The following is a 16210-nucleotide window of genomic DNA, read 5'->3' on the forward strand; positions in this document are numbered from 1 at the left end:
CGTGATCATGGTATTGACCGTGGAAGGCTTCGCGGCCACGCGGTGCCCAGGGAAGCGTGTCACTCCGGATCCGATCTGCCGATGAAACTGCAGGAGCTGAAAATCAGGACGGACCAGGTCCTGACCGGCATGTACGTGTGCCGGCTGGATCGGCCGTGGACGGATGCGCCGTTTCCGCTGCAGGGATTCCTCGTGGACGCGCGGGACCAGCTCGACTGGCTGCACGCCCATTGCGAATCGGTGTGGATCGACATCGAGCGTGGCCTCGCGCCGCCGGATGCGCCCAAGACCGTGCGCCGGGCGCCGAAGGTGGCGGCCGAGCAGCTGCTGGGCAGCACCCGCTACGTCGACCGGGTCGACTTCAATGCCGAACTCCCCGCGGCGCGCGAAGCGCACGACAACGCCACCCGGCTTGCCGCGCGGATCCTCGAGGACGTGCAGGCGGGCCGCAAGCTCGATGCCGCCGACGTGCGCGCGGCGGCCGAGCCGATCGTGCAGAGCGTGCTGCGCAATGCCGACACGCTGTTCTGGGTGAACACCCTGCAGCGCCATGGCCGCTATGCCTACAGCCACGCGATCAACTGCTGCGCGCTGGCCGCCGCCTTCGGGCGACACCTCGGCCTGCCCGAACCGCTGCTGGTCGACCTCGCCAGCGGCGGCCTGCTGCTCGACGTCGGCAAGGCGAAGTTGCCCGAAGCGCTGCTGTCGCAGCCGGGACCGATCGATGCGGGTGCCATGGGTCAGGTGCGCACGCACGTCGAACTGGCCAGGCGCATCCTCGACGAGAGCGATGACAGCCACTCCGACGAGGTGCGGGAAATGGTCCGCACCCACCATGAGCGCTGGGACGGCTCGGGCTATCCGGACCGGCTGTCCGGCCACCAGATCCCGCTGTCGGGCCGGATGGCGGCGATCATCGACAGTTTCGACGCGATGACCAGCATCCGCCCGCACGCACCGGCGATGGCGCGACACGAAGCGCTGCAGGAGCTCTACCGCAACCGCGACCGGCTCTACCAGGGCGAACTGGTGGAACAGTTCACCGGCTGCCTCGGCGTCTACCCGACCGGCTCGCTGGTGGAACTGAGCACCGGCGAGGTCGCCGTGGTGATGACCCAGAACCCCAGCCGCCGCCTTCGCCCGCGGGTGATGCTGCTGACCGACTCCGCCAAGCAACTGCGAAACCCGTTCACGCCGCTGGACCTGATGCAGCAGCCCGAGGGCATTCCGATCGCCCAGCAGATCAACATCACCCGGCCGCTGCCCGTGGGCGCGCACGGGCTCGACCCGGCCGAGCTCTTCCTGTGACGCGCGAGGAGTTGCTGGCGCGGCTGGGACGGATGCTCGACGAGCGCGGCGCCGGGGACGGTCCGCTCGGCGTGATGCTGGTGCGGCTGCAGCGGTTGCGGGAGTTCCGCATCGCCTACGGGTTCGCCGCCGGTGACCGGCTGGCGAACGTGGCCGGGGCGCTGATCGGCGACGTGCTGCGTCCCGGAGACGAGATCCACCAGCTCGACGCGAGCGAGTTCGCCGTGCTGCTGCCGCGCCTGCGCGATCCCAACCACGCGCTGCTTGCCGGCGGTCGCGTGCTGCGGGTCTTCCAGTCGCCGGTGCGGCTGGACCGCCGCGAAACCCTGGTCTCGGTGGCGATCGGCATCAGCGTCGCCCCCGACCACGGCGACGACGCCGAAACCCTGCTGCGGCGCGCCGAGATCGCCCATGGCCTGGCCCTGCACGGGCATGAGCGCTGCGCGATGTACGCCAGCGGCACCGATGCGGCGCTGATTCCGTACGAACTGCTGCGCGACGCCATCACCGAAAACCGGCTCGATGTGCACCTGCAGCCGATCCTCGAGCTGGGCAGCGGCGCGCTGGTCGGCGCCGAATCGCTGGCGCGCTGGCACGACCCCGAACGCGGGCCGGTGTCGCCCGCGGACTTCATCCCGCTGGCCGAGGAAACCGGCCTGATCACCGACCTCACCCGCTGGAGCCTCAACGCCAGCCTGCGCCACATCGCGCAGGCGCGCCGCCAGGCGCCGGAGCTTGGCCTGTCGATCAACCTCTCGCCGCGCGTGTTCGGCCAGCGCGACATCGTCCCGCAGATCCTGTCGTCGCTCGACATCTGGGGCGTGCCGCCGGCGGCGGTCACCCTGGAGGTGACCGAGACCGCGCTGATGGAAGACCCGGCCCTGAGCCTGGCCCTGCTGGAGCGGCTGCGGGTGGAAGGCTTCGCCATCTCGATCGACGACTTCGGGTCGGGCTATTCGTCGCTGGCCTACCTCAAGCAGTTCCCGGCCACCGAGCTGAAGATCGACCGCGCGTTCGTGGTCGACCTGATGCGCGACCCGCGCTCGCAGCAGCTGGTGCAGTCGATCATCGATCTCGGCCACCACCTGCAGATGGGCGTGCTGGCCGAAGGCGTGGAGGACCGGGAGACCCTGGAGCTGCTCACCGGGATGGGTTGCGACCGGGCGCAGGGGTATTACATCCGCAGGCCGCAGCCCGCGTCGGATTTCATCGCCGCGCTGGATCGCAAGGTCGCCTAGGGAACGGGCGCGTTCCGCCCGGCGGCACGGCGTGCCCCGGACGGATTCGAGGGTCGCGCCCTGGTCGGACGTACGTGCGGTGCCGATACGGCACCATCGCCTGCCCGGCCGTCGACACCCCGCAGCATCGACGGCCTTGGGGCTCAGCCCAGCGCGCGCGCCGCGTCGACCACGTGCTCCACGGTGAAGCCGAAGTGCGGGAACAGCTTGCCCGCCGGGGCGCTGGCACCGAAGGTGTCGATGCCGATCACCGCGCCGTCCAGGCCGACGTACTTGCGCCAGAAGTCGGACACGCCGGCCTCGATCGCGACGCGCCGGCGACACGCCTTCGGCAGCACCGACTCGCGGTAGGCGGCGTCCTGGCGGTCGAACACGTCGGTCGACGGCATCGACACCACCCGCACGCCGTCACCCAGCTGCGCGGCCGCCTGCATCGCCAGCCCCACCTCGGAGCCGGTCGCGATCAGGATGGTTTCCGGCGCACCGCTGGAGTCCTTCAGCACGTAGCCGCCACGCGCGATGTCGGCGACCTGCTGCTCGCTGCGCGGCTGGTGGTCGAGGTTCTGGCGCGAGAACACCAGGCAGCTCGGGCCATCAAAGCGCTCGATCGCGGCGCGCCATGACACCGCCGACTCGACCGCGTCGCACGGGCGCCAGACGTCGTTGTGCGGGATGTAGCGCAGGCTCGCCATGTGCTCGACCGGCTGGTGGGTCGGGCCGTCCTCGCCGAGGCCGATCGAGTCGTGGGTGTAGACGTGGATCGCATGCGCGCCCATCAGCGCGCTCATGCGCACCGCGTTGCGGGCGTAGTCGCTGAACACCAGGAAGGTCGCGTCGTACGGGATGAAGCCGCCGTGCAGGTTCAGGCCGTTGCTGATGGCGGTCATCGCGAACTCGCGCACGCCGTAATAGACGTAGTTCGCGTCCGGGTCGCTGCTGTTGACCGACTTGCTGCCCTTCCACAGGGTCAGGTTGGAATGGGCCAGGTCGGCCGAGCCGCCGATCAGCTCCGGCAACAGCGGCGCGAACGCCTCGATCGCCATCTGCGAGGCCTTGCGCGAGGCGACCACGGGACCGTCGGCCTGCAGCCTGGCGATGTACGCGTCGGCGGCGGCGGCGAAACCCTCGGGCAGCTCGGCGTGGCTGCGACGCACCAGCTCGGCGGCCAGCTCGGGGAAGCGCTCGGCGTACTTGTCGAACGCGCGGTTCCACTGCTCCTCGCGAACCACGCCGGCGTTGCCGACGCGCCAGCCGTCGTAGACCTCCTGCGGGATCACGAACGGCTCGTGCTCCCAGCACAGGCCGGCGCGGCAGGCGGTGATTTCTTCCAGCCCCAGCGGCGCGCCGTGGCTGGACTCCTTGCCGGCCTTGTTCGGCGAGCCGTAGCCAATGGTGGTGCGGCAGCAGACCAGGGTCGGCTTGTCGGTGCAGGCCAGCGCCTGCTCGATCGCGGCCTTGATCGAGTCCGCGTCATGGCCGTCGACGCCGCGCACGACGTTCCAGCCGTAGGCTTCGAAGCGCGCCGGGGTGTCGTCGGTGAACCAGCCGGCGGTGTCGCCGTCGATGCTGATGTGGTTGTCGTCCCAGAACGCGACCAGCTTGTTCAGGCCCCAGGTGCCGGCCAGCGACGCGGCCTCGTGGCTGATGCCTTCCATCAGGCAGCCGTCGCCCATGAACACCCAGGTGCGGTGGTCGACGATCGCGTGCTCGGGGCGGTTGAAGCGCTGCGCCAGCAGCTTCTCGGCCAGCGCCATGCCAACCGCGTTGGCGAACCCTTGGCCGAGCGGCCCGGTGGTGGTCTCCACGCCCGGGGTCATGAAGTTCTCCGGGTGCCCCGGGGTCTTCGACTCCAGCTGGCGGAAGTTCTTCAGGTCGTCGATCGACAGGTCGTAGCCGGACAGGTGCAGCAGTGCGTACTGCAGCATCGAGCCGTGGCCGTTGGAGAGGATGAAGCGGTCGCGGTTGAACCACTTCGGGTTGGCCGGATTGTGGCTGTAGTAGTCGTTCCACAGCACCTCGGCGATGTCGGCCATGCCCATCGGCATGCCCGGGTGGCCGGAGTTGGCCGCCTGCACGGCGTCGATGGCGAGGAAGCGGATGGCGTTGGCGAGGTCGCGACGGGTCGGGCTGGGCATGGTCGGCTGGCGGCGAAGCGGCGGAGCCGACGATTGTCCCATCCCCCGCCGGCCGTGTCGCGCCGGCCGTCGTTGCGCGGGACCTGATCGGAACGAGGGACTCGGCCGTTGTAGGAGCGGCTTCAGCCGCGATCGGATAGCCGTGCGCCCGCGCCGGTTCCACGATCGCGGCTGAAGCCGCTCCTACACAAGCACGAACCGCAGGCTAGTCCGCCAGCAGCTCCGCCGGCGGGTCGATCTCGCCGCGCGACACCACCGCCGCGGCGGCGAGGTCGCCGGTCACGTTCAGCGTGGTCCGGCACATGTCGAGGAACCGGTCGACGCCGAGGATCAGGCCGATGCCTTCCGGCGGCACGCCGACCATCCCGCAGATCAGCGCGACCACCGGCAGCGAGCCGGCCGGCACACCTGCGGTGCCGATGCCCCCGAGGATGCAGACGAACATCACCGTGACCTGCTGGCCCAGGCTCAGGTCGACCCCGAAGAACTGCGCCAGGAACAGCACCGTCACGCCCTCGAACAGCGCGGTGCCGTTCTGGTTGGCGGTCGCGCCGACAGTCAGCACGAAGCGCGAGACCTTGCGCGGCAGGCCGAGCCGCTCGTCGGCCACGCGCAACGCGGTCGGCAGGGTGGCGTTCGACGAGGCGGTCGAGAACGCCATCACCATCGCCTCCTGCACGCCCTTGAAGAACTTCGCCGGCGAGTAGCCACCGGCGAACTTCAGCGCCGCCGAATAGACCACGAACATGTGGATCGCCAGCGCCAGCACCACCACGCCGACGTAGGCGCCGAGCCGTGCCAGCAGGTCCCAGCCGAACAGCGCGGCAAGGTTGAACATGAAGCAGAACACCGCGTACGGCGCGAGCTTGATGACCAGGCCGATCAGGGTCATCGACACCTCGAACAGGCCCTCGATGCCGCGCTGCAGGGTGTCGGCCGCGGCGCTGCGGGTCATGACCAGGCCGACGCCGATCATCAGCGCGAAGAACATCACCGCCAGGATCGCGTTGTCGGCCGCGGCCGCGACCACGTTGTCGGGCACGATCGACAGCAGCATGTTGAGGCCCTGCGGCTGGTCGGCGCTGGAGCCGACGATCGCCGCCGCCCGGTCGGAGCCTTCCAGCAGCATCTGCTCGGCGGCGGCACGGTCGACGCCGGCACCGGGCTGCAGCCAGTTCACCAGCACCAGGCCGATGACCACGGCGATGCCCGAGACCACCACGGTGTAGGCCAGGGTGCGCCAGCCGACCCGGCCCAGCGAGCGCACGTCGCCCATCTCGGCGATGCCGACGACCAGCGCCGAGAACAGCAGCGGGATCACCAGCATGAAGATCAGCCGCAGGAACAGCGTGCCCGCCGGCTGGGTCACGTAGGTGGTCAGCCATTGCACCCAGTCGGCCTCGGCACCGGACACGTAGTGCGCCATCAACCCGAGCAGCAGGCCGGCGGCGAAACCGATCGCCATTTTCCAGTGCAGCGGCATCCTGTTGCGCTTGCCCGCGCTGGCCTGGGTCTGGGCTTCGGTCATGTGCGGTGGCTCCCCTCGTGAAGCGTTCGAGCTTAGCAAACCCGCCGGGAGCCCCCGCCCGGTTCGCCGTGGGGGTCGGATGGCTTACCGCCAGGTGCCGTGACCGGCCACCCGCAGGATCGGCTTCAGCGCTGCGGGTACAGCGGCGGCAAAGGCGTCGGCGCCGGGAGGCCGGCCGGCACCCATTGCGGGCCCTTGGCGAAGGCACGGCGCAGCAGGTCACGCGCCGCGACCCCGTCGCCGCCGCCCCAGCGCGCCTGTTCCATCGCCTCGACGGCCTCGCGCTGGGCAGGGTCGGCCAAGCGGCGGCGGACCTCGTCGATGTCCCGCACGCCGGCGCCCGCCAACACCCGCAGGGCCTCGGCCACGTCACCGAGGTCGCCGGTGTCGAGCGCGCGTTTCAGCATCGCCGCGTCCGCGGTGGGCCGGCCGGGCGCGCGGGGTGCCACCGGATGCCTGTCGTTGCGGGGCGGAGCGGCCGGCCTCCGCTGCAGCGCCCACACCAGGGTGAACAGCCACAGGGCGGCAAACAGCAGCGCGGCCAGGATCCAACCGCGCCCCGTGTCCCCGGCGGCCTCCGCCGGAGCCACGGGACCGGATTCCGCTCCGGCGGGTACCGGCGTCGGGGGGTTGCCCGGCGCAGGGGCCGCACTGCCTTCGACCTGCCACTCCAGCGGAGGCAGGCGCGCGGTGCGGGCCCGGCCGGCACGTACGTCCCACCAGTTCAGTTCGAGCCCGGCCAAGGTGACATCGCCGCCGCGGGTGGGCACCAACGAGAACCTGCGCGTGAGCGTGACCTGCGGCCGACCGTCGACGAAACGCTCGTCGGCCTGCACCGGCTCGGCGAACACCTGGACGCCGTCGATCGGCGGCAGTTCGAGTTCGGGCATCTGCGCGGCACTGGCGCCGTCCGCCACGGCCTCCACGGTCAGCGTGGCCGCGCTGCCGACGTGCAGTGCCTGCGGCGTGCTCTGGTAGCGCAACTGCAGGTCGTGCAAGGGCAGCCACGGCTGCGGTGCACCGGACGGCGCCGGCCTGACCTCGATCACCTGGGGTGGCGCCTGCGCCCGCAGTTCGCCGCGCCGGCCGAGCAGGTCGTCGAAGAACCCGGTCGCACCGCGCCCCTCGAACACCGCACCTGGCACCGTGACCTTGCCGCTGCGCTCGGGGATCAGCAGGTAGCGGCGCTCGATGACGGTGAACCGGCGGCCGTCGATCTCGCGCGTGTACTGGGCGTCCTCGCCGACCTGGCGCAGCGATGCGTCGTCGGGGGAGGGCTGGTCGAGCTGCCCCGACACCAGCGGCACCGCCGAGTACAGCCGCACCACCCAGCCGACCGCCTGCTGCACGTACGGGTCCCGGTCGTCGGGCCGGCTTTCGAGGAAGACGTCGCCATCGGCGCGTGCCGGCGTGCCGCTGCTGGCGGGCGTCACCACCAGCGAAAGCGGCGCGGTGGTGGCGTTGCCGACGGTGAGCGCAGGGACGGTGAGCACGCCGTCGCGGCGGGGCCTGAGCGCGACCGCATGCAGAGTGTGCGTCGTCATGCCGCCGCTGCCCAGCTCGACCCGACGGCTGCTGCTGCGTCCGCTGATATCGAAATCGGCTTCCAGCGGCGTGTAGTCGGGGGGAGCGCTGTTTCCGGTTTCGATGTTCAGGGTCACGGTCTCGCCGAACGCGATGCGGTCGCGATCCAGCCAGGCGCGCGCCTGCGCGAGCACGGACAGGCTGGCCAGCGACAGCAGGAGCAGCACCGCGGCCTGCAGCAGCATCCGGCCGGGGCGCCATTGCCCCGCCGAGCGCACGGATGGTCGGCGCAGGACCGGGCGTTGCCCCATCGATGACCCGCAGGTCGACGTGCCTGCGGCGTCGGTGTAATCGCACTCCCTGGTCATCATGGCTCCCATCCGTCCTGCATCCGGCGACGCTCGTACTCGAGCCGGAACTTCTCGCGCAGCAACCCGCCCGGGTCGTCCGGAATGCGCCGCAGCCACGCCTCGTTGGCCAAGCGCCGCTCGCGCTCCTGCGCGGTTTCCCCGGGGCGCGGCGGCCCTGCCGGTGGCGGGTCACCGTGACCGGCCTGCTCGAGCGCTGCCTGCATGCGCTGGCGCTGGGCCCGGTCGGCCGCCTCCTGCTCGTCGGGATCGCCCACGCTTTCCGGCGGCGCCTGCTCCGGGTCGGACGGCGGCCCCTTGTCGGACGGGTCGTCGCCGCGCTCGGCGCTGGCGGGATCCGGCGACGGCTTGCCGGAGGTGGCATCCGACCCCTGCCCGTCTCCGGGCTCGCCCCGCTCACCCGGCTGCTGCCGGCCCTGCTCTCCCTGGGAACCCTGCGAACGCTGCCGTTCCATCGCCGCCTCGACCGCGCGCTTGTTGGCGATCGCATCCTCCATTCCCGGCTGCTGGCGCAAGGCCTGCTCGTAGGCCTCGATAGCCTGCGGGTACCGGCCTGCTTTCGCCAGCGCATTGCCACGGTTGTAGTGGGCGTCGGCGCCATCCACCTCCGCATACAGGCCGGCAGCCGCGGCAAAGTCGCCCTCGCGATAGGCCTGCGCGGCACGTCGCATCTGTTCGTGCGCGGCCTGGTCGGGGCGCTGCCACAGCTCGGCGGCCCGGACGGGCGTGCCCGGCAGCCACAATGCCAACACCAGCACCAGCACCGGCGCTCCGCGGCGGAAGGCCAGCAACGCCAGCAGCATCAGCGGCGGCAACAGCCAGAAGCCTTCGTCCTGCCAGCTGCGGCCGGTTTCGCCCTGGAGGCTGTCGCCGGCACCGCCGGTCGGGTCGAGCACACCCAGCCGGGCAAGGTCGGCACCATCGGCGCTGATGGTCGCGTAGCCGCCGCCCCCGGCGGAGACAAGCCGGCGCAGCGAACCGGCATCGAGCCGTGCAGTCGCGAATCCGCCACCCGGCAGGCGGTAAGGCGCTCCCTGCGCGCTGCCCAACCCGAGCGCCGACACCCGGTAGCCCTGGGCCAGGGCCGCCGCCGCGGCCTGCCGGGCGTCGGCGTCGGCATGGTCGGTCAGCAGCAGGATATGGCCGCGCTCGAACCCCGCCTGGCGCAACAGACGCGCGGACCGGGCAATCGCCCGATCGCCGCGCTGGCCGTCCACCGGCATCACCCGCGGATGCAGCGCGTCGAGGAACAACGCCACGTTGGCCGCGTCCGCCGTGAGCGGGGCGACGGTGAAGGCATCGCCGGCGTAGGCGACCAGCCCCACCTGCCCGCCTTCGCGTTCGGCCAGCAGGGTCGCCAGCTTGGCGCGGGCCTGGGCCAGCCGCGTAGGCGGCAGGTCACCGGCGAGACTGGTGGCGGACAGGTCGAGCGCAATCACCAGCGGGGTGCGGCTCTGCCACAGCGGCTGCTCGACCTGGCGCCAGCTAGGGCCGGCCAACGCGAGTACCGCCAACAGGAACCCGAAGGCGCCGAGCACCGGTGCCAGCCAGGTGGCCCGAGCACCCCGGCCGGCAAGCAGCGCCGGCAACAGATGCGGATCGACGGCGGTCCGCCAGGGGCTGTCGAGTCGCTGCCGCGCGCGCCAACCGAGCAGCAGCAACGGCAACGCCAGCAGCGCCCAGAACCAGTCCGGACGCAGGAAGTGCAGCGCCGAAAGCTCCGGGATCATCCCCGCCTCCGTCGCGGCCACGCAAACGCCAGCAGTGCGAGCGTGAAGGCGGCGGACAGTGGCCAGGCGTAGCGTTCCTCGCGCGGCCGCACCGCTTCGCCCGGCCGTTCGACCGGCTCGAGCCGGTCGATCTCGGCATAGATGCCCGCGAGTTCGCCGGTGTCGCGCGCGCGGAAAAACCGGCCGCCCGTGGCTTCGGCGATGCTGCGCAGGGTGGCTTCGTCGATCTCGTCGCCGGCGCCCGCCATCGGCAGCTGGAAACCGAACAGCGACAGCGAGCCCTCGCCGCCGAAGGCGATGGTATGCACCCGCACCCCGGCGTCGGCCGCGAGTTCGGCCGCCTTGAGCGGTTCCAGCAGGCCGGCGGTGTTGACCCCGTCGGTCAGCAGCACCAGCACCCTTGGCGGGTCGCCCCGGGCACCATCCGGCGCGTCCTCGGCGGCCTGGGCGGCGTCGCCCGGCAGGCGCTTGACCGCCAGTCCGATCGCATCGCCGATGGCGGTTTCCTGCCCCGCGAGGCCCACCACGCTGTCCGCCAGTTGCTGGCGCACGCTCTCGCGGTCGTAGGTCAGCGGCGTCAATGCGTAGGCGCGGCGGCCGAACACGAGCAGCCCCACCCGGTCGCCAACGCGGCGGTCGAGGAAGTCGGCGAGCACCGCCTTGGCCGCGGTGAGCCGGTCGACCGGTCGGCCGCCAAGCTGCATGTCGGGCTCGCTCATGCTGCCCGACAGGTCCAGCGCCAGCATCAGCTCCCTGCCCGCCTGCGGTGGCTGCACCGCCTCGCCCAACACCTGCGGACGGGCGGCGGCCACGCACAGCAGGCCCCAGGCAAGCCACGGCAACCAGCGGAGCCGGGCGCCCGAGGGCGCCATTCCGCCCGGGTCCAACCGATCCAGCCGGTCCACGAACGGCACCCTCAACGCCGGCGCACCGCTGCGACGCGCCGGAAGCCAGCGCCGCGCGAGCCACGGCAGTGGCAACGCCAGCAACAGCCAGGGCCAGGCGAATCCCTCGAAGCCCGGCACCACCGAAGCCACCGTAGAGGACAGCCACTCACTGCTCACCGGCGCGACATCCAGTGCAGGAACAAGGCGCGCGCCCGTGGACGCAGCGCGGCGACTTCGTCAGCCGCCACCTCGCGCCGGTAACCACCGTCCAGCAGCAGCCGCCCCGGGCCCTCGGTGAACACGGGCGGCGCGGGCTTGCCGCCCCGGGTGCGCGACGTGGCCTGCTCGAGGAATGCCAGCCACGCTTCGCCGTGCAGGCGGTCGGCCGCCGGATCGTGGCGACGGCCGGCACGCCGCAACAGTTCGGAGATCGCCGCGACGGCTTCGGCCGGCGATTCGGCGGCGGCCACCGCTTCGTCGAACAGCGCCGCCAACCGCCGCTGGCGACGCCGTTGCCGGGCCTTCCACCAGACCGCGCACCCGATCGCCAGCAACAACGCGATGCCGAGCCCCCACCAGCCCGGTGCGGGTGGCCACCACGGCGGCGCGGGCGGTTGGTGGATGTCGCGCAGGACGAGGGTGGACGCCGCCATCACGCCACCATCGGCCGCGCACGGCCCAGCAGCGGCAACCACGATTCGCTCGCCGCGTCGGTCGACAGCGCCTGTACGCGAACGCCACGTCGCGGAAGACGTTCCAGCGCCGCCGCCAACGGGTCGGCGAATTCGGCACGCCAGTGCCGGCGCAGGCCGCGCTCGCCGAGGTCCAGTTCGACCCTGCCGGTCCTGCCCAGAAACGGCAGCACGGCGGTGGGCGGATCCAGTTCGAGGGGGTCGGTCATCAGCAGGACGATCACTTCGTGGTGCTGGGCGAGTACCGGCCAGCGCTGCTCGGGCAGTTGGGCGACGCTCTGCGCGTCGGCCAGCACCACCAGACGCGAGCCGGGGCGCAGCAGGCGCTGGGCGTGATCGAGCGCGGTCGCCAGGCCGGCGTCATCCTCCGGGACCTGTGCGTACCAGCGCGCAAGCGCGTCCAGTACCCGCAGGGCGCCCCGCTGCCCACCCGCGGGTGTGATCGGCGGCTCGCGCAGGCTGCCGCGCAACGCCGCGATCCGGTCGCCATCGCGTGCCGCCGCCCATGCCGCGATGGCACCGGCCCGGGCGGCCTGCACCGATTTGAAGCGCACCCGGGTGCCGAAGTACAGCGTCGGCGCCGTATCCACCACCAGCAGGGTCAGGCGCTCGCGTTCGGCCTGATAGAGCTTGGTGTGGGCGCGTCCGCTGCGCGCGGTCAGGCGCCAGTCGATGTGACGGGCGTCATCGCCGGCCATGTACTCGCGGGACTCGGCGTACTCCATGCCCCGCCCGCGCAGCGGCGAAAGCGCCTGCCCGCTGGTGTCGTGACGGCCCCACCGTGCCGGGCGGCGTCCACCGGCCAGTGCCCGCAGGGCCACCAGCTCCGACAGCGTCGGCACGATGCCTCCAGTCACGCGGCGGCTCTCCGCGCCTCAACCCGGATCCGGCATGCGACGGTCGCCGAGTGGCCCGACATGCCGGCGCGGCATTGCGAAAGGGAACGATCATCCGGGTTCACGGCAGCGGCACCCGGGCGATCAACTCGTCGACGAGGCGGCCCCCATCCCACCCTTCGGCGGTGGCCTCGTAGCTGGGCAGAATGCGGTGGCGCAGCACGTCGGGGGCGACCGCACGGACGTCGTCGGGGGTCACGTAGTCGCGCCCCGCCAACCATGCGTGGGCACGGGCGCAGCGTTCCAGCGCGATCGACCCGCGCGGACTCGCACCCCACGCGATGCGCTGCGCGAGCGCGGCGTCGTAGCGCGCCGCGTCTCGCGAGGCCAGCACGAGTTCGATCAGGTAACGCTCCACCGCCGGCGCGACATGCAGGTCGAGCACCTGCGCGCGGGCGGCGAACACGTCCGCCTGGGCCAGGCGCTGCACCGGTCCCGCCGAGGGCTGCAGTGCATCGCGGGCGCGGTCGCGCGCCAGTTGCAGGATCCGCGCCTCCGCATCGGCCTGCGGGTAGCCGATGCGGACGTGCATCAGGAAACGGTCGAGCTGCGCTTCGGGCAGCGGGAAGGTGCCCTCCTGCTCGATCGGGTTCTGCGTTGCCATCACCAGGAACAGGGGCGGCAAGGGGTAGGTGGCACGGCCCACGGTGACCTGGCGCTCGCCCATCGCCTCCAGCAATGCGGACTGCACCTTGGCCGGTGCGCGGTTGATCTCGTCGGCCAGCAGGATCGGATGGAAGATCGGCCCCGGCTGGAACTCGAAGCGGCCGTCCTGCGGCCGCCAGACCTCGGTGCCGGTCAGGTCCGCGGGCAGCAGGTCGGGCGTGAACTGGACCCGGGCGAAATCGGCCTCGAGGCGCGCCGCAAGCGCGCGAATGGCGCTGGTCTTGGCCAGGCCGGGCGCACCTTCGACCAGCAGATGGCCATCGGCGAGCAACGCGATCAACAATCGCTCGACCAGTGCCGACTGTCCGATGATCTCGGCCGAAAGCACCTCGCGCAGCTGCACGAACGCGTCATGCAGGCGCGCACTCGCGGAGTCTGGTGCGGTCGCCCCGCCGTGGGGCGGATGGTCCATCGCGATCTCGTCCATGGATTACCTCGGGTGGGAGCTGGCCCGAGTTTGACCGAAGTCGCCGCTGCAGGTTCAGCGGATGACACGGCGGATTCAGCTTGCGGCCGCTCCCGGGTGACCAACGACGCGCCGCCGCCGGCGTCCATGGCGGAGTTTCCGCTCGCCACAACGCAAACGGGGCCCGAAGGCCCCGTCCGCACCACACCTGAATCGATCAGCGATGGTTCCGCTGCGCCACCTCGAGAACCTTCGGGGTCACGAAGATCAGCAGCTCGGCCTTCTCCTTCGAACGGCTCTTGTTCTTGAACAGGTTGCCGAGGAACGGAATGTCGCCGAGGAACGGCACCTTGCTGACGTCGCTCCGCTCGCGGAACTCGTAGACGCCGCCAATCACCACCGTCTGGCCGTCCTCGACCAGCACGGCCGTGTTCACCGAGCGGGTGCTGATCTGCGGCACGTCACCAATGGAGGTGTCGACGAAGCCTTCGATCTCGTCCTTCTTGACGTTGAGATTGAGGAACACACGACCGTCGTTCGTGATCGTCGGAGTGACCCGCATTTCCAGCAGCACTTCCTTGAACTGCACGCTCGGAGTGGCGACGCCACCCGCCGTGGCCGGCTGGATGGTCACGTAGCCCACTTCCTGGCCCTGCCGGATCACCGCTTCACGCTGGTTGCTGGTCACGATGCGCGGGTTCGAGATCACCTCACCCCGGCCTTCGGACTGGATGGCCGACAGCTCGACATCGAGCAGATAGCCGGCGTTGAGGATGGACAGTGCCAGCGCTCCAGCCGGATTGGACGCGCCCAGGTTGGTCATCAGGCCACGGGTGATGCTCGAGAGGATCGGCGTGGGCCGCGGGAGTGGACCGAGCCCTTCTTCCGCGCGCTCCATGTTCTCGATCTCCCAGTCGCGCAAAGCCTCCTGGTTCTGCCGCCATGTGTTGGCGTCCGCAGTGCGGTTCTCGGAGTTGGCGTCCAGGTCACCGCTGAAGTAAGCGTTGTCCTTGCTGCCAGTGATGCCGAACTTGGCGCCGAGCTCACGTGCGACCGACTCCGTCGCCACCACGACGCGTGCCTCGATGACCACCTGGTCCACCGGACGGTCGATCACGGCGATCAGTTCCTTCATCTCAGCGACCTTTTTCGGCGTGTCGCTGATCATGAGGGTGTTGGTGCGCTCGTCGGCAACGAGACGGCCGCGCGGGGACAGGAACCCGGTATCGACATCGCCACCCTGGCCACCGCCGCCGGCGGCGCCACCACCCGAGCCACCCACGCCCTTCGCCTCGGTCAGCGCCTTATAGATCTGCGCGGCGTTGTGGTAGTTGATCTGGATGTATTCGGTGACCAGTTCGACGCGGTTGGCCAGCGCGATGCGGGCGTCTTCCTTGTTCTGCTCGTACTGGGCGATCTCCGCCTGCGGCGCGATCCAGACCACGTTGCCGCTGCGGCGCTTGTCCAGGCCCTTGGCCTGCAGCACGATGTCCAGCGCCTGGTCCCACGGCACGTTGACCAGCCGCAGGGTGACGTTGCCGGTAACGGTGTCGGAGGCGACGATGTTGAGCCCGGACTCTTCCGCGATCAGCTGCAGGACGGTGCGCACCGGCACGTCCTGGAAGTTGAATGTGACCGGCCGCCCAGCGTAGCCGCGGCTGTCGCTGGTGGTCGACGCGGTCTGGCCCATCGCGGCGGTGCTGCCGGAGTCGTCGGCCTTGGCCACCGCCGCAGGCGCACGGGGCACGATCTCGACGATGTACTCGTTGCCGGTCTGGTAGGCCATCGACTCGAACGCGCCTTCGGTGTTCAGCACCAGGGTGGTGCCGCCGCCGGCGCTGCGCGCGTCGATCTGCTCCACCGGGGTGGCGAAGTCGGAAACGTTGATCGGCTTCTGCAGCGAAGCCGGAAGCGAGGCGTTGGCCACGTCGATGACCACCCGCGAACCCTGCGTCTGCAGGTCGGGCGCGGCACCCTCGCCGCTGAAGCGCAGGATCAGCCGCCCTGCACCGCCATCGCCGCGCTTGAAGTCGATGTTGGACAACTCGATGGCACCGGGCAGCTGCTTGGCCGGATCGGCATTCGTCACCGGGGCCAGCTGCGCCATGAAGGTCGGCGTGAAGGCCGCGCCGGCGGCATCAGGCGCGGCGTGCACCGCGCTGAAAGCGGCCACCGCGCCGAGCAGCAGGCCATAGCCCGCGGTACGCACCAGCGCCCGCGGGAGGGGGCGCCGGGCAGGCCGCGATCGAGTGGCTTTGAAAACGGTCATCGTGCAATCCCCCAATCCTTATTGATCTTCCAACGCGACGGTGGCCGGCCGCTCGAGCCAACCTCCCGCACCGTCCGGAACCAGTTCAACCAACTCGATACGATCTTCGAACACGCCGGTCACGCGACCGTCGGCCTGTCCCATGTATGCGCCGGGCTGGACGCGATAGGTCACCTTGTCGGGCGCCATGACCAGCGCGACCATGCCGCTGCCGCGCCCAAGCGTACCCACCATGTCCAGGCTGTCGAGCGGGAACTGCTCGAGCGTCTGCTTGCGGCGATCCGAGTCGGGGCGCGGACCGCTGCCGCGGTCGCGGTCGGTGAACGCGTTGCTGAAGGGATCGCGCAGGCCCTGGGCAGCGTATTCGAAGGTCTCGAACTGCTGCATCACCGGCAAGGGGTCAAGCGGCGGCGCCGGACGGGCCTTCACCTCGGCCACCCAGCTTTCCAGATTGGGAGCGTCGCCGGGGGTGCTGGTCACGCCGCGCGAGCAACCCGCCAACGCCAGCGCCGCAAGCGTTGCAACGACAAGCCGGGACGGCATGCCGCCGCGTACGATCAGTC

At 70.9% G+C, this 16210-nt stretch carries 12 protein-coding genes; 2 read left to right on the top strand and 10 right to left on the bottom strand.

Annotated elements, in window-relative coordinates:
• Positions 1-81 precede the first annotated feature (81 nt).
• On the top strand, positions 82-1308 hold the full coding sequence (locus U8331_RS12210) for an HD-GYP domain-containing protein (protein WP_481131297.1): 1227 nt from the start codon (positions 82-84) through the stop codon (positions 1306-1308).
• Complete coding sequence (locus tag U8331_RS12215) at positions 1305-2546, top strand: putative bifunctional diguanylate cyclase/phosphodiesterase (protein ID WP_481131298.1); 1242 nt, start codon at positions 1305-1307, stop codon at positions 2544-2546. The genes U8331_RS12210 and U8331_RS12215 overlap by 4 nt, the downstream gene beginning before the upstream one ends.
• A 143-nt stretch (positions 2547-2689) precedes the next feature.
• On the opposite strand, the gene tkt is transcribed toward U8331_RS12215, so the two are convergent.
• From tkt to U8331_RS12265, 10 genes are all read right to left on the bottom strand, one after another.
• On the bottom strand, positions 2690-4681 hold the full coding sequence (tkt, locus tag U8331_RS12220; protein WP_481131299.1) for a transketolase: 1992 nt from the start codon (positions 4679-4681) through the stop codon (positions 2690-2692).
• A gap of 205 nt (positions 4682-4886) precedes the next feature.
• A complete protein-coding gene (locus U8331_RS12225) occupies positions 4887-6209 on the bottom strand; it encodes a dicarboxylate/amino acid:cation symporter (protein WP_481131300.1) in 1323 nt (440 codons plus the stop codon).
• A gap of 125 nt (positions 6210-6334) precedes the next feature.
• Positions 6335-7978: a BatD family protein gene (locus U8331_RS12230; RefSeq protein WP_481132978.1), complete on the bottom strand. Its 1644-nt coding sequence runs from the start codon at positions 7976-7978 to the stop codon at positions 6335-6337.
• 122 nt (positions 7979-8100) lie between these two features.
• A complete protein-coding gene (locus tag U8331_RS12235; protein WP_481131301.1) occupies positions 8101-9831 on the bottom strand; it encodes a VWA domain-containing protein in 1731 nt (576 codons plus the stop codon).
• On the bottom strand, positions 9828-10880 hold the full coding sequence (locus U8331_RS12240; RefSeq protein WP_481132979.1) for a vWA domain-containing protein: 1053 nt from the start codon (positions 10878-10880) through the stop codon (positions 9828-9830). The genes U8331_RS12235 and U8331_RS12240 overlap by 4 nt, the downstream gene beginning before the upstream one ends.
• Before the next feature lie 11 nt (positions 10881-10891).
• A complete protein-coding gene (locus U8331_RS12245; protein WP_481131302.1) occupies positions 10892-11371 on the bottom strand; it encodes a DUF4381 family protein in 480 nt (159 codons plus the stop codon).
• Positions 11371-12267: a DUF58 domain-containing protein gene (locus U8331_RS12250; RefSeq protein WP_481131303.1), complete on the bottom strand. Its 897-nt coding sequence runs from the start codon at positions 12265-12267 to the stop codon at positions 11371-11373. The genes U8331_RS12245 and U8331_RS12250 overlap by 1 nt, the downstream gene beginning before the upstream one ends.
• Positions 12268-12367: 100 nt before the next feature.
• Positions 12368-13384, bottom strand: coding sequence for an AAA family ATPase (locus U8331_RS12255; protein ID WP_481132980.1), 1017 nt, complete (start codon positions 13382-13384; stop codon positions 12368-12370).
• A gap of 211 nt (positions 13385-13595) precedes the next feature.
• Positions 13596-15647 carry a type IV pilus secretin PilQ gene (locus tag U8331_RS12260; RefSeq protein ID WP_481131304.1) on the bottom strand — a complete coding sequence of 684 codons (2052 nt, stop codon included), beginning with the start codon at positions 15645-15647 and terminating at the stop codon, positions 13596-13598.
• A gap of 18 nt (positions 15648-15665) precedes the next feature.
• The gene (locus tag U8331_RS12265) at positions 15666-16190 is read right to left on the bottom strand and encodes a pilus assembly protein PilP (protein ID WP_481132981.1); all 525 of its coding nucleotides are present in this window, start codon (positions 16188-16190) and stop codon (positions 15666-15668) included.
• Between the last annotated feature and the right edge of the window lie 20 nt (positions 16191-16210).

This window comes from Lysobacter sp. CC-YZS074 (genome assembly GCF_056739745.1).

Excerpts from the sequence above, each read along its gene's own strand:
- U8331_RS12210 (WP_481131297.1), top strand. The coding sequence starts at position 82 with ATGAAACTGCAGGAGCTGAAAATCAGGACGGACCAGGTCCTGACCGGC.
- tkt (WP_481131299.1), bottom strand. The coding sequence starts at position 4,681 with ATGCCCAGCCCGACCCGTCGCGACCTCGCCAACGCCATCCGCTTCCTC.
- U8331_RS12225 (WP_481131300.1), bottom strand. The coding sequence starts at position 6,209 with ATGACCGAAGCCCAGACCCAGGCCAGCGCGGGCAAGCGCAACAGGATG.
- U8331_RS12230 (WP_481132978.1), bottom strand. The coding sequence starts at position 7,978 with ATGCTGCTGCAGGCCGCGGTGCTGCTCCTGCTGTCGCTGGCCAGCCTG.
- U8331_RS12235 (WP_481131301.1), bottom strand. The coding sequence starts at position 9,831 with ATGATCCCGGAGCTTTCGGCGCTGCACTTCCTGCGTCCGGACTGGTTC.
- U8331_RS12245 (WP_481131302.1), bottom strand. The coding sequence starts at position 11,371 with ATGGCGGCGTCCACCCTCGTCCTGCGCGACATCCACCAACCGCCCGCG.
- U8331_RS12255 (WP_481132980.1), bottom strand. The coding sequence starts at position 13,384 with ATGGACCATCCGCCCCACGGCGGGGCGACCGCACCAGACTCCGCGAGT.
- U8331_RS12260 (WP_481131304.1), bottom strand. The coding sequence starts at position 15,647 with ATGACCGTTTTCAAAGCCACTCGATCGCGGCCTGCCCGGCGCCCCCTC.
- U8331_RS12265 (WP_481132981.1), bottom strand. The coding sequence starts at position 16,190 with ATGCCGTCCCGGCTTGTCGTTGCAACGCTTGCGGCGCTGGCGTTGGCG.